Origin of the sequence: Salipaludibacillus agaradhaerens (assembly GCF_002019735.1) — a bacterium.
Classification (GTDB): domain Bacteria; phylum Bacillota; class Bacilli; order Bacillales; family Salisediminibacteriaceae; genus Salipaludibacillus; species Salipaludibacillus agaradhaerens.
In genome coordinates this window covers 1245724-1258817 of the sequence record NZ_KV917378.1, presented here as the reverse complement: position 1 = coordinate 1258817, position 13094 = coordinate 1245724, and the positions used below count along the sequence as shown (strand labels likewise).

General features: G+C 40.1%; 21 protein-coding genes. All 21 read left to right on the top strand.

Annotated elements, in window-relative coordinates:
• The first annotated feature begins 8 nt into the window (after positions 1 to 8).
• The 21 genes from BK581_RS20555 (at position 9) to BK581_RS06015 (ending at position 13055) form a co-directional block, all read left to right on the top strand.
• Positions 9 to 173, top strand: coding sequence for a DUF6011 domain-containing protein (locus tag BK581_RS20555; protein WP_407690330.1), 165 nt, complete (start codon positions 9 to 11; stop codon positions 171 to 173).
• Positions 170 to 538 (top strand): Holliday junction resolvase, encoded by a 369-nt coding sequence (locus BK581_RS06105; protein ID WP_245828912.1) that lies wholly within the window; start codon positions 170 to 172, stop codon positions 536 to 538. The genes BK581_RS20555 and BK581_RS06105 overlap by 4 nt, the downstream gene beginning before the upstream one ends.
• The gene (locus tag BK581_RS06100; RefSeq protein WP_078577341.1) at positions 535 to 750 is read left to right on the top strand and encodes a hypothetical protein; all 216 of its coding nucleotides are present in this window, start codon (positions 535 to 537) and stop codon (positions 748 to 750) included. The genes BK581_RS06105 and BK581_RS06100 overlap by 4 nt, the downstream gene beginning before the upstream one ends.
• Positions 751 to 832: 82 nt before the next feature.
• Positions 833 to 1285: a helix-turn-helix transcriptional regulator gene (locus tag BK581_RS06095; RefSeq protein WP_078577340.1), complete on the top strand. Its 453-nt coding sequence runs from the start codon at positions 833 to 835 to the stop codon at positions 1283 to 1285.
• A gap of 183 nt (positions 1286 to 1468) precedes the next feature.
• Positions 1469 to 1819 (top strand): DUF2513 domain-containing protein, encoded by a 351-nt coding sequence (locus BK581_RS06090; RefSeq protein WP_245829188.1) that lies wholly within the window; start codon positions 1469 to 1471, stop codon positions 1817 to 1819.
• Between the two features lie 122 nt (positions 1820 to 1941).
• Positions 1942 to 2730: a phage terminase small subunit gene (terS, locus tag BK581_RS06085; RefSeq protein ID WP_078577338.1), complete on the top strand. Its 789-nt coding sequence runs from the start codon at positions 1942 to 1944 to the stop codon at positions 2728 to 2730.
• Positions 2714 to 3988, top strand: coding sequence for a PBSX family phage terminase large subunit (locus BK581_RS06080; protein WP_078577337.1), 1275 nt, complete (start codon positions 2714 to 2716; stop codon positions 3986 to 3988). Before terS ends, BK581_RS06080 begins: the two co-directional genes overlap by 17 nt.
• A gap of 11 nt (positions 3989 to 3999) precedes the next feature.
• Positions 4000 to 5547 carry a phage portal protein gene (locus BK581_RS06075; RefSeq protein ID WP_095995532.1) on the top strand — a complete coding sequence of 516 codons (1548 nt, stop codon included), beginning with the start codon at positions 4000 to 4002 and terminating at the stop codon, positions 5545 to 5547.
• Between the two features lie 5 nt (positions 5548 to 5552).
• Complete coding sequence (locus tag BK581_RS06070; RefSeq protein ID WP_078577336.1) at positions 5553 to 6713, top strand: phage minor capsid protein; 1161 nt, start codon at positions 5553 to 5555, stop codon at positions 6711 to 6713.
• 57 nt (positions 6714 to 6770) lie between these two features.
• Complete coding sequence (locus BK581_RS06065; RefSeq protein ID WP_078577335.1) at positions 6771 to 6989, top strand: hypothetical protein; 219 nt, start codon at positions 6771 to 6773, stop codon at positions 6987 to 6989.
• 113 nt (positions 6990 to 7102) lie between these two features.
• Complete coding sequence (locus BK581_RS06060) at positions 7103 to 7819, top strand: hypothetical protein (RefSeq protein ID WP_078577334.1); 717 nt, start codon at positions 7103 to 7105, stop codon at positions 7817 to 7819.
• A 20-nt stretch (positions 7820 to 7839) separates the two neighbouring features.
• Positions 7840 to 8838: a major capsid protein gene (locus BK581_RS06055; protein ID WP_078577333.1), complete on the top strand. Its 999-nt coding sequence runs from the start codon at positions 7840 to 7842 to the stop codon at positions 8836 to 8838.
• Positions 8838 to 9011: a hypothetical protein gene (locus BK581_RS20060; protein ID WP_169837570.1), complete on the top strand. Its 174-nt coding sequence runs from the start codon at positions 8838 to 8840 to the stop codon at positions 9009 to 9011. The genes BK581_RS06055 and BK581_RS20060 overlap by 1 nt, the downstream gene beginning before the upstream one ends.
• A 26-nt stretch (positions 9012 to 9037) precedes the next feature.
• Entirely contained in the window at positions 9038 to 9442 is a 405-nt protein-coding gene (locus BK581_RS06050) for a head-tail connector protein (protein ID WP_078577332.1), read from the top strand.
• Positions 9436 to 9777, top strand: coding sequence for a putative minor capsid protein (locus tag BK581_RS06045; protein ID WP_078577331.1), 342 nt, complete (start codon positions 9436 to 9438; stop codon positions 9775 to 9777). Before BK581_RS06050 ends, BK581_RS06045 begins: the two co-directional genes overlap by 7 nt.
• A complete protein-coding gene (locus BK581_RS06040) occupies positions 9777 to 10103 on the top strand; it encodes a minor capsid protein (protein ID WP_078577330.1) in 327 nt (108 codons plus the stop codon). The genes BK581_RS06045 and BK581_RS06040 overlap by 1 nt, the downstream gene beginning before the upstream one ends.
• Entirely contained in the window at positions 10103 to 10501 is a 399-nt protein-coding gene (locus BK581_RS06035) for a phage tail terminator protein (protein WP_078577329.1), read from the top strand. Before BK581_RS06040 ends, BK581_RS06035 begins: the two co-directional genes overlap by 1 nt.
• Before the next feature lie 2 nt (positions 10502 to 10503).
• Complete coding sequence (locus BK581_RS06030; RefSeq protein WP_078577328.1) at positions 10504 to 10965, top strand: phage tail tube protein; 462 nt, start codon at positions 10504 to 10506, stop codon at positions 10963 to 10965.
• Between the two features lie 51 nt (positions 10966 to 11016).
• A complete protein-coding gene (locus BK581_RS06025; RefSeq protein WP_078577327.1) occupies positions 11017 to 11466 on the top strand; it encodes a hypothetical protein in 450 nt (149 codons plus the stop codon).
• Between the two features lie 8 nt (positions 11467 to 11474).
• Complete coding sequence (locus BK581_RS06020; protein WP_078577326.1) at positions 11475 to 12047, top strand: Gp15 family bacteriophage protein; 573 nt, start codon at positions 11475 to 11477, stop codon at positions 12045 to 12047.
• 102 nt (positions 12048 to 12149) lie between these two features.
• Positions 12150 to 13055, top strand: coding sequence for a hypothetical protein (locus tag BK581_RS06015; protein WP_078577325.1), 906 nt, complete (start codon positions 12150 to 12152; stop codon positions 13053 to 13055).
• Positions 13056 to 13094: the final 39 nt, after the last annotated feature.

Here is a 13094-nt window from a genome sequence, read left to right as displayed (position 1 = left end):
GAGGGGTAATGATGCAAAAGCATACAGAGTGCAGTAGATGCGGGCGAAAACTCAAAGACAAAAAGAGTGTCGAGCGCGGATATGGGGCTGTTTGCTGGACTAAAATACAACAGGATCCGGACTTAATTTACTTTGCTAAGTTGTCAGAGAGAGAAGAGGAGATATACTCATGATCCAGTTTACAATACCAGGTACACTGCCTAGCACTAATGAAATTATAGCTGCCAGTAAAAAGCACCACATGGAATATGCACAGATGAAACGGACATTCACACAGCTGGTTATGCTTCACGCTCGTAAACTACCTAAGATTGAAGCGGCAGACTTTGAGATTACATGGTATTGCAAAGATAAACGTAAAGACAAAGACAATATCATCGGGGGTCAGAAATTCATTTTTGACGGCCTCGTGGGCGCTGGAAAACTAACAAATGATGGGTGGTCACAGATCGGCGATATTACACATGGATTTGAGGTTGACAAACAAAAACCTAGAGTATTGGTGAAGATTAAAGCACTTACGGGGGTGACAGTGTGAAGGAGTTTGCTGTCAAGGAGATCAAAGAGATTATTCGGTCCCCATCTAGTTTACATAGTGACACAGTGGTCTACTATGTGCCTATATCGGAAATTGACGAGAAATATCCTCGCTTAAAAAGGACTCGCAGACAGCTAGAGATAGATAATCAAAATCATAAAGGCGCTGCTATACACGCTCAGATGCTAAAAAACAGCGGTTGGTGGGTTTAAACAAGAAAAGCCGCCCCTCTCAGGGCGACAGTAGATCATCCTCATATGTATTATAGCATGAAATGCCTTGGGAGGGGTCATCATGACAAAAAAAGAAATAGAGGAAACTCTAAAAGACTACCACTGGATGATCAATAGCATCAAGATAATCAGAGAGTCCATGGAAGATGCTGGTGAAGGTTTGACGGCTCAATATGGCGATGAGTCTGGACAACCAAAGCCACAAGGCGGCACCCAGAGTGATCCGGTTTATCAAGAGGTCAGGAGAAGAGAGAAGCGGTGGCGGATTGTTCACAAGTACGAGAAAAAAATAAAAGTGATTCAATCCAGGATGCATCTCGTTAAAAATCAAAGGGAAGGTGAGGTTTTACATTGGCTTTTGGAAGGTAAAAGCATGACTTGGATAGGCAAACATATGGGATTATCAGATAAACATATAAGCAGATTAAGAGACAACATCACGGCGAGAATGTCGGATATGTCGGAAATGTCAGAGATGTCGGCAAAAATGACAAAAGAAAAAGCTTGTGTGTAGAATGGAAGGAAGGACGGGGAGGTCAAATACCCCCGTTCTTTCAACCTATAAAGGGAAAAAAGATAGAATTAAGTAACTCTTTAAGCATTGTGACACTCCTTATATAAAAATTAGGTCTATTATAACAGGAATTCCCCTCTTTTTGTCGAATTAGTAGGGAGGAGGGAGGTGAGAATTTTGGAAATGAAAATGGATCTTATAAAAGACATACTGATTTACTTAGAAGAAAATGGTCGTCCTGGGGAACTGATACGAGGATTAGATCTAGAAGGTTATTCTAGTGAAGAAATATCTTATCACATTAAGCTGATGCACGAATGTGAATTAGTAGAAGCGAGGGACTCAGGCATAGACCAAGTGTTCTTATGGTATGTAGGGGATATAAGATGTAAGGGGCATGAGTTTTTAAATGCTATTAGAAATGAAAGTATATGGAATAAACTAAAAAACAAGCTAAAAGAAGAGGGAGGAGCAATACCTTTTTCTGTATTATCCTCTCTTGCTGTAAAATACGCTGAACAGAAATATCTCTAAGCACCCACTGTGGTGCTTTTTCTATGCAATGAATCCTGTTCACAGGGCTTATAGAGGAACGACAGTAAATAAGCGGTTCCTGCTCTGTGAAGAGGATTTAAAAAGGAGGCGAGGTGCATGTAATGGACTGGCAGAAAATAAAAAAAGAATATGAATCATCAACCATTACATTGAAGGCTCTCGCTGAAAAGTATGGTGTTAAATTAGGTACTTTAAAGAGCAGAAAAAGCCGTGAGAAATGGTCCAGAGATGCAGCTAAAAAGGATGCAACCAATAAGATTAGGGATGCAACCAAAAGGAAGCAACCTCACAGAGCGCCAAAAGGCAATCAGTATGCCAAAGGAAATAAAGGCAATCCTAATCCGAAGCCTAAGTTCGCAAAACGCAACACTGCAGCGGTTACACATGGTCTCTTTGCAAAGTATCTGCCAGAAGAAACATTAGAGATAGTAGAGCAGACAGAAAGCATTGAGCCTGTGGATATACTGTGGATGAATATAAAGATGCAGTTTGCATCCATCATGAGGGCGCAACAAATTATGTTTGTCGAGGATAAGTATGACACGACAAAAGAATTGAAGAAACGTAAAGAATTTAGCTCTGGAAATACCGAGTCAGAAGAAAAAGAATATGAAATACAGTTCGCTTGGGATAAACAAGCGGCTTTTTTAAATTCTCAGAGCAGAGCAATGGGTGAACTCAGAAGCATGTTAAAGCAATTTTATGAGCTTATTAATTATGACGATGACCGCAAGCAAGAAGCAGAAAGAATAGCGGCAGTCATTAACAAGGCTAAAAAAGAAACTGAGCTTATTGAGCAACGCGCAAAGCAAATTAAAGGCGATGATAAAGACACATCACTTATGAATGCATTAATAGAGGGGCGTAAGGCTTATGAAAACAAAGATTGAATTTAGCGATAAACAGCTTGAGTGTATTTATCGTCCCTACGACTACACATTTGATGTGTTTGAAGGTACACCTAGATCAGGCAAGACCACAGCGGCTCATTTTAGGTACTCTGATTACTTAATTAACTGCGAGGATACAAACCATCTAGTGGGTGCTTATAACCAAGAACAAGCTTTCCGTCTGTTTATAGACGGTGATGGTACTGGGTTGATGCATATATTTAATGGCCACTCTGATATTAAACATGATGAACACGGCGACCATTTAGAAATACACACGCCTAAAGGTATTAAGCGGGTTTATTATAAAGGGGGCGCAAAGGTTAATAGTGTAGGTGCTATAACAGGTATGTCACTTGGCTCTGTAATGTTTTGTGAGATCAATTTATTGAATATGAAATTTATACAAGAAGCGTTTCGCCGGACCTTTGCTGCAAGGGACCGGTATTTTTTAGCTGATTTAAACCCACCAGCGCCGCACCATCCGGTTATAAGTGAGGTATTTGACGTACAAAACACTAGGTGGACCCATTGGACAATTCAAGACAACCCGATCATTAGTGATGAGCGTAAGAAGGAAATATACGAGATTCTTAAAAAGAACCCTTATTTGCTGGATCGTGACTGGTTTGGCAAGCGTGTTATGCCAGAGGGCGTTATATATTCCATGTTTGATCCTGATAAAAACACTATTCCAAAATTATTAGGAGAAATTCACGAGGTTTATTTTGTCGCAGACGGCGGTCAGTCGGACGCCACTTCCTGCAGCTGCAATATCGTTACTCGTTATAAAGGCAAATTTAGATTAAATCGAGTAGCAAACTATTATCATTCTGGCAGGGATACAGGACAAGTAAAGGCAATGAGCACTTATGCCCTTGAAATAAAAGCATTTATAAAATGGTGCTTAGAAAAGTATGAAACAGGTTATTCTGATGTCTTTGTAGATCCGGCTTGTAAATCTCTCCGAGAAGAGCTTCATAAAATAAACGTTTCTACTAGAAGAGCAGACAATAATGCTCAAGATGCGAAAAATCAAGGTGGTGGAATAGAAGTCGGGATTGAAAGGTTCCAAAACTCTATTACAGAAGAACGTTTCTTTTTAGTGGATACAAACAAATATGATCATTACAACTTTATAAAAGAAATCGGTATGTATGTACGTGATGATGACGGAAACCCAATTGACGATTGGAATCACGCTATGGATGAAGCCAGATATGCAAACAACCACTTTTATAGGCAATACGTACTGTAGGAGGTGATACATTGAACATTATCAACCGCATTAGAAACTTTTTTAAGAGAGGAGGGTATGCATTGGCCGGGGATAACACACTAAAATCTATCAATGATCACCCAAAAATCAACATTGATCCAGAAGAATTAGCTAGAATTGAACGTAACTTTAATGAATACAAGGGTCACTATCCACAAGTTGAATACTTTAACAGCATGGGAGAGTTGAAGAAAAGAAATTATATGCATTTGAATATGTTGAAATTAAGCTCAGAACTGCTGTCTGGCCTCGTGTTTAATGAACAGTGTGAAATTGTTGTCTCGGATGATAAAAAAGAAGACGAGACAAGAAACTCATATAAATCAGCTAACGATTTTATCCAACGTGTATTTGAACATAATGACTTCAAAAAAAATTTAATGCGATATTTAGAACCTATGTTTGCTACTGGGGGATTGGCGGTAAGGCCATACGTTGATCAATCAACAGGAAAAATAGAATTTGCGTGGGCTTTATCAAATGCTTTTTACCCGTTGAAATCTAATAGCAATGCCATTGCAGAAGGTGTTATTAAGTCTGTAACAACGAAAATTGAACGGGGTAAAGAGATTCATTATACATTACTCGAATTTCATGAGTGGGAAAATGATTTATATGTCATATCCAACGAATTATATAAGTCAGACAATAAAAATGAGATTGGGAAAAGGGTTCTCTTAGATGAATTGTTTGAAGGTTTAAATGAAAGAACAAAAATAAGCCATCTAACTCGCACGAATTTCAACTATTTAAAGCCTGCTGGCTTTAATAATATAAATCCACATAGCCCATTAGGGTTGGGTATCACCGACAATAGTAAGCCAACTCTAAAACAAATCAACGATACGTTTGATCAGTTTAATTGGGAAGTGAAGATGGGGCAACGTACAGTATTTTTAAGCGATCAAATGCTGAAAACACGCGTCGATGAAAATGGTAATCCCCCTAGACAAGTGTTTGACCCAGATACAAACGTGTATAAGTTAGCGAGAATGGAGTTTGATCAAGAGTTTGTCAAAGATGTAACAAACGACATTAGAACAGAACAATATACCTCGGCAATCAATCAGTCATTAAAAACATTAGAGATGCAATTGCAATTGTCGGTTGGTACCTTTAGTTTTGATGGCAAATCTGTTAAGACAGCAACTGAAATTGTCAGCGAGAACAGTCTAACTTATAGAACAAGGAATAACCACGTTAATGAGATTGAAAAGTTTATCAAGGGATTGGTAGTGTCGGTGCTTGAGCTAGCCAAAGCATATAAGCTATTTAATGGCGATATACCAACTTTTGAACACATAGGCGTAGACTTTGATGATGGCGTGTTTCAAGATAGATCGGCGCTGTTGCGCTTCTATGGGCAGGCCAAGACATTTGGCTTTATTCCCTCTGCTGAAGCTATCCAACGGGTATTTAAAGTACCTAAAAAGACCGCAGATCAATGGGTTAGAGAGGTACAAAAAGAACAGACAGACACGGACCCGACAAACATCGGTGATAGGGCTGCTAAACATCTATTTGGTAATGAGGAGTGATCTAAATGACTGTCTCGCCTCACCAACTGGACCTTTGGTCATCTAATATGTCAGATCTTTATCAAAGCCTTGAGGGGGAGATTATACGCATCCTTATCAAACGTTTAAATAGAGGGTCCGGTGATATAACAGAGTGGCAAGCTCAAAAACTAGCAGAGTTACGTCTGTTTAACAATGACGTGACAAAGCTGCTATCAAAAGTGACCAATGTCGCTGAGCCTGAAATTAAAAGGATGTTTGAAGAGGTTGGGAAACAAATTGTGCAAAATGTAGATAACGCTATGCCTTATGCGACTAAGCCGATGCCGACAAACTTAGATAACACTATGAGGGCCTATCATAGTCAAGTTTGGGGTGACATTGATAATTATGTTAATCAATCACTTATTACAACGAGTTATGGTAGAGGATCGGCGCAACTGGCCTATCAAAATACTTTAAATAAAACAGCGGCCATGTTTAACACCGGCCTCTATACGTTTGAGCAATCATTGGAGCGATCTATCACAGAGCTTGCTCAAAAGGGTATACGTACTAGACTGACGGACCGAGGAGGCAACACATGGAGCCTAGAGGGATACACTCGCACCGTTTTAAAGTCAACACTAGGAAACACATACAACCAGCTGAGAACAGAGCGTATGAGCGAATATGGCGTATATACGGTGCTTGTCACAAGTCATGTAGGGGCTAGGGACGCTTGCTCGATTATACAGGGAAATGTGGTTGATTTAAGACCTATGGAGCAATTACCTGCAGATAGTGAATATCGATCTATTTATGATCCATACTGGCAGGCAGAGTATGGATCAGCTGGAGGCCATCGAGGTGCAAATTGTGCCCATCTTCATATTATTTATATCCCTGGGGTAAGCACCAACAATCAACCTAAATATGACGCTGAGCTAAACGAGAGAGTGGCAAAGGCAAGAGATACGCAACGGCGAATTGAGAGGGAGATTGTTAAATATAAAAAGAATCTTATGGTAGCCGAGGAATTGGGTAGTGACAATGTTGGTCATTGGCGGTCGATGGTAAGGCGTAGGCAGGCTGCAATGAGAGAGCATTTAAGTAATAATGAAAAGTATCTAAGTAGGAATTACAAAAGAGAAAAAGTCTACACGCCCTTATCAACTTTGTTGGAGGGCTTTTCTTATGACAATTAGGAGGTGATCCATATCTGCCAAGCTACGGGCAATGTAGCGACTGAGAGGGGTGAAATCATGGGAAATATTCCGAATTTAGAAATTGGCGGTGAAACTTTCGTTCACAAAAGATGTGATCTTATAAATCCTTCTGAACACAAAGTAGTTATCGTGTGTGATGGACGTACTGTAAAAATTTATGAGGATGGTAAGGAACACGAAAGAGTAAAGCACATCACTTTTGATGGCGAAGCAGGAGAAACACCTACACTAGATATAGAAAAATATATTAAATAACCGCACCTATCGTGAGACTCGGTAGGTGCTTTCTTATCTATTTTTGACGGCCTTTTATTCGTTAGGCGGAAAAGAAACGGAAGGAAAATTACCCAAATTGGGAGGAAATTAAAATGAAAAAACTATTCAGTCCATTTTTGCCGTTAAGTATTCAACACTTTGCCAATGGCGGAGATCAGGGCGACCAGCAAGCCGACAACCAAGCTGGAGGAAATGACCAACAACAAGACCAAACGCAACAAACGGATACTGCTACCGAAAAAGCAGAGGATAAAACTTTTACTCAAGATGACGTGAACAAAATAGCAGCTAAAGAAAAGAGATCAGCTAGAGAAGCGATCTTGAAAGAGTTAGGTATTGAGGACTTTGAGAACGCCAAAGATGGCATGGAGAAGTTCAAAGAGTGGCAGGAAAGTCAAAAAACAGAACGAGAAAAGTTAGATGGAAAACTATCATCGTTTGAGAAGGAAATAAGTAAAAAAGATACTGCTATTGCTGATTTGCAAGCGGAAAATGAAGCGATAAAAGTAGGAATTACAGACGAGAAGAATTTAGAAGCCGTTATCACTCTTGCTAAGACAAAAGTTAATGAAGAGGTGGATATTAAAGAGGCTATCAAACAAGTAGTTGAAGATTATCCTCATTTTGCAGGAGAAAAAAAGGAAGAAAGCCAGCAGTCACCGCAGATTGTCACACCCGGCAATCCGAACGGAGGAACAGGAAGGCCAAATCCTTTTAGTAAAGAAAATTGGAATTTAACAGAGCAAGGGAAATTGTACAAAGAAAATCCGGAGCTTTATAACAATTTAAAAGCGCAAGCTGGAAAATAATCTAAAGGAGAGATACTAAAATGACTACACGTTTACAAGATGTTATTCAACCGGAGATTTTTACTCCATATACGATTCAAAAAACAATGGAACTGTCGGCATTAGTACAAAGTGGGGTTATTGCAAATGACTCTGAATTTGATAACTTAGCTGGTGGAGCAAACACATTAATTGACATGCCTTTCTGGAATGATTTGGGTAATGAAGAGTCTCAAATCATGAAGGATTCTGGGGACATGGACGTTAACAAAATCACTTCAAGCGATGACGTTGCACGAAAGCATGGACGAGTAAATGCGTGGGGCGCTAACGGGCTTTCTGCATTGCTATCTGGTGATGACCCATTGGATGCGATTGCTCAATTAGTTGCTGCTTATTGGGCACGTGACTTGCAGCGAACTCTTTTAGCAACCCTATCTGGGGTGTTTAAAAGCAACAGCATGTCTCAAAAGGTTTATGACATCACAGGCCGTGACGGAACAGCTGGAACCATCAATATGGAAACGTTCCTAGATGCGACTCAATTAATGGGTGATGCAAAAGAGGCTCTTACAGGAGTTATGATGCACTCAGCCGTTGAAACGAAGTTACGGAAGCAAGACTTAATTGAAGATGTACCACAATCCGAGCAAGGTAAACCAATCCCTTACTTCAATGGGAAACGTGTCACTGTTGACGATTCTATGTACTACGATACAGCAACAGGACAGGCTGAAATGTATATTTTCGGTCAAAGTGCTATTGCTCTTGGAAATGGGTCTCATCCAAGAATTATCCAAACAGAAGTAGACCGGAATGCACGCTCTTACTCAGGGGAAGAAGCCCTGATCAACCGTAAAATTTTCATTCTCCATCCACGCGGAGTTAAGTGGAATGAAGGTGGCGTAGCAGAAGTGTTTCCTACTAATGCGGAGATTAACACTGGCACTCGTTGGACTCGTGTATATGAGCCGAAAGCTGTTAGGATTGTTAAATTCCGTTTTAACACGGTTCCGCAAACTGCAGGAGCTGAAGGTTAATGGCCAAGTTCAAAGTGTTGCAACCGTTTAGAGATAAAAAGACAGGTGAGGCATACGCGGAAAACCAAGAAATCGACATGACAGTAAAGCGCGCAGAGGAAGCCATGAAAAACCTCAAAAAGTGGGATGGTGAGTTTTTAGAGCGCGTAGATAACAAGGAGGAGGGCGAATAGCTCTCCTTTTTTTGAGGAGGGATACTATGCCTTATCTCACGTTTGACGAGTTTAAAGAAATGACTACGAAAGACATCGACGAGGACGCTTTTAAAGGCTTACTACCAAAAGCATCAGCGTTATTGGATAATGCAACACAACACTTTTATAAGTGGAACGAGGTCGAGAAGGATAGCACATGGAGAGTCCATCAATTTAAACTTGCTTTAGTCGCACAGATTGAGTATTTTTACGTTCTTGGAGCCACTACATTTGAGGAGATTAACAACGCACCACAGACGTTTTCCGCAGGTCGTACAAGCGTCTCAAACGCTAGCCGTTATAACCCATCAGGATCAAACGAGAGTAAGCCTTTATTAGCTGAGGATGTCTTTATTTACTTGGAGGGCACGGGCTTACTTTACTCAGGTGTAGGGGTGAGGTCATGGTGATGCCAAAACCTCCTCTCAACTTTTTAATAGACTCTTTTGTGTATAAAGAGTACCTGGGGGATAACAACTGGTCTGAGCCAGAATATGCAGAGCCTGTCACCATTAATAAGTGTCGGATTGACCGAGGGGCGGAGTACACGTCCACAACGTCTGGTAAACAACTCTTATACAATGCGGTTGTTTTTTGCTATGGAGATATGACAACACCACTGCCAGAGTTTAAAGCACAATCTATTTTGCATTTTGATGGGCAAGACCATACAGTCACTAAGGTCATACCGATTTACGAGGCTTATGACAAAACCATCTACTCGTATGAGCTAGAGGTGGTCTGATGGTACAGGTTAACGTTAATTTAAGTAAAGTAAAAGCAAAATTAAGCACCGGAAATGTAAAGCGCGGCAGGATTGCGCTGGCTAATCAAGCGTTATCTGATATGAATCCATTTGTGCCAATGCGTGACAATATTTTGCGACAAACCGGCCATGTAAAAGGTGATGGATCTGAAGTAATTTGGAGCACAGCGTATGCAGCTAGGCTTTTTTATATGCCTATGTACAACTACACCACACCTGGCACTGGACCGAGGTGGGATTTAAAAGCAAAAAGGATTTTTATATCAGATTGGGAACGAGCATTTGTGAAGGGAGCTGACTGGTAATGGACTTTATGGAGAGGTTGGTAGAAAGAATAAATGACATACCAGAGCTCCCAATACAATGCCGAATGGGCTATCTGGGTACAGGTGAATCCTTTGTTGTTTATCCTTTACCGGGGTCTCAAGTTGTTATGGAATACATGGATGGCACTAAAGACCAAGAGCTAAATTATGAGTTAGCTATGCGCTCGAAGTCACAGAGTAGCATCCACAATACCTTATGGCTCGTCCAAAACGAGTTAGAGAGTTTAAAAGTGTTAGAGAGTCAGGATGGAAGTTTTCAATTTGAAGAACTAATCATAACCAACAAACCATTCATCAATCAGTTAGATGATCAAGGATGGTTTGTTTTTTTATTGGATGTACAAGCAAAAATAACAGTTTTTAAGGAGAGTGAATAGACATGGCTAGAAATAAAAATGCATTACGCGGACATTTTGTCCAAGCTTATGAACCGGGTCAAAGCGAACCAGGAACAGAATGGTTAGAGTTGGCCAAGTGGATTACAACAATCGGCGATGACACGCAGGAGGAAACGGAAGATATTGCCTACTATGACGGGGATGGAACGCCAGAAAATGAAATTACATCCGTTGCAGGAGCATACACACCAGAAGGAACATATGACCCAGAAGACCCAGCACAGGCGTTAATTGCAGGGTTAAAATACAAAACAGGTGAAGGACGTAAAATCTGGCACAGAGTCGTGTCAGCAGACGGAAAACTAGAATGGGTAGGCAGAGCGACAGTATCATCTATTGTTGCCGGTGCTGGTGACGCAAGTGAATACGAGGCATTTAGTTGCAATATTCGCTTTGATACCCTACCTAAAGAAACCATTTTAACCGAAACACCAGAAGGCTAAAGGTAAGAGGGGCGTCATGCCTCTCTTTTATTTTTTATGAGGAGGTCTACCATGTCAGGAGTAAAGATTGATATAAAACGTACGGGGTTTCCAGTGAAAATAGGGGATGTCGAGCTTTGGTTTGATAGTTCGTTAGAGAATCTTAGACGCTTTTTTAATGTGGATGAAATAGCGCAGGAGAAACTAAAGGAAGCCCAAGAGAAGGCGAAGCACATCCATTTTCCCGATGATGTGAACGTTGAAAATATAGATGTTAAGACAGTCGATGCAGCTTTTGATGTAAATAAAGAATTTATAGCGGTACAATTCGACATTATTTTTGGTGATGGGACATTTAAAAAGATTTATAAAAAATACCCCGACATCATAGCGTTAGAGGATGCATTGGATGTTGTTGGAGTCTCGATAGCAAAGCGGATTGAAGAACTGGAAGCGGAACGGACTGAAAAGACGCAAGCCAAGAAAGCTGAATACTTGAGCAAAAAAGCAAAGAAAAAGTAGGTGATTAAATGCGGTTGAATGACCCTTTAGTCACCTCTTTTTTGTACGGAGACAAAGAATACTCTATCGATCTCGCTTTTGACAATGTCTTAGATGTCTTTGACGTGCTTAACGATAGCACTTTAAGAGATCACGAAAAAGCAGATACGTGCCTTGCTTTGTTGCTAGGAAACGATAATTACGAAAAAGATAAACTAGTCGAAATCTGGAATCTGATATACGAAGAATTTATAAAAAACGAGGAAAAACAGCCGATCGAGTACGACTTAAAAGGCAATCCAATGCCTGTTAAAGAGGATGAAGAAAAAGAGCAACTGATTGATTTAGACAAGGACGCTCAATACATTTACGCCTCTTTTAGACAAGCCTATGATATTAACCTTTTAAACGAACAAGGTCGGTTACATTGGCAAGAGTTTCAGGCGTTATTACATGGCTTGCCAGACGACACAATCTTAAAACGGATTATCCAAATACGGGGATGGAAGCCGAGCAAAGGTGACTCAGCAGACTATAAAGAGGCCATGAGAAAACTGCAAAAAGTGTATGCCCTCAACGACACAGGCGAGGAGGTGGAATAGTTTGTGGTATAATAAGGGAGCAGGCTAGTCCGATGAAGCGAAAAGTAAGAACCTACATTCCAGCCTACCAGTGACAAAAGGGTAACTGTGGGAGGTTACAATATGAGGAAAACTAAATACGATTATGATAATTGTATTGGGAAAACATTTAACGATCTTATTATTTTGAAAGAAGTCGATAGGAAGAAAAGAAGATTTGTTTGCAAATGTGTATGCGGTTCTGAAAAGGAATATAATGGATTAGATGTTCTTAGGGGCCATACGAAGAATTGCGGATGTGCCAGAAGAAAAAAGATGCTGGAACGAAATAAAAACAACAACCCAGTTAAATTCCATAAACACGAAAGTAAATATCCTTATGATGAATGCATTGGAAAAACAGTAAATTCTCTCACGTTCATCAAAGAAATTGAACGTTCTAAATACAACAGGCGGCAATTTATGGTCCAATGCGAGTGCGGGAAAGAATTTTCGTGTGAAGGAATAATGGTTTTTAATGGAAGCACTAGAAGTTGTGGCTGTTTTAGAACTAAGAGGCTAGGCAACGAAAATTCAACTCATCGCCTTACCGGAACGCCAGAACATCAAATATGGGCAAGTATGTTACAAAGATGTATTAATTCTAAAAGTAAGTCTTTTAACGATTATGGCGGAAGAGGCATTAAAGTTTGTGATAGATGGTTAGATTTCACTAACTTCTTAGAAGATATGGGGAAAAGGCCAACACCTAATCATTCTATCGATAGAATCGATGTAAATGGCAATTACGAACCATTAAATTGCACATGGTCTACCCGAATAGATCAAAACAGAAATCAACGATTACGTTCTGATAATTCCACAGGAGTTAAAGGTGTAAGTAGAAGTGGAAGAAGAGGAGAAAGTTATCTTGTTCGAATAAATGTTGAAAATAGAAGAATAACAATCGGTTCTTTTAAAACATTAGAAGAAGCTAAGGAAGCGCGAAAACAAGCTGAAATAAAATATTGGGGAAAGTCATCCTTATAGGGTGGCTTTTTTATTATGTCTGAAGAAAGGAGGGGGTCT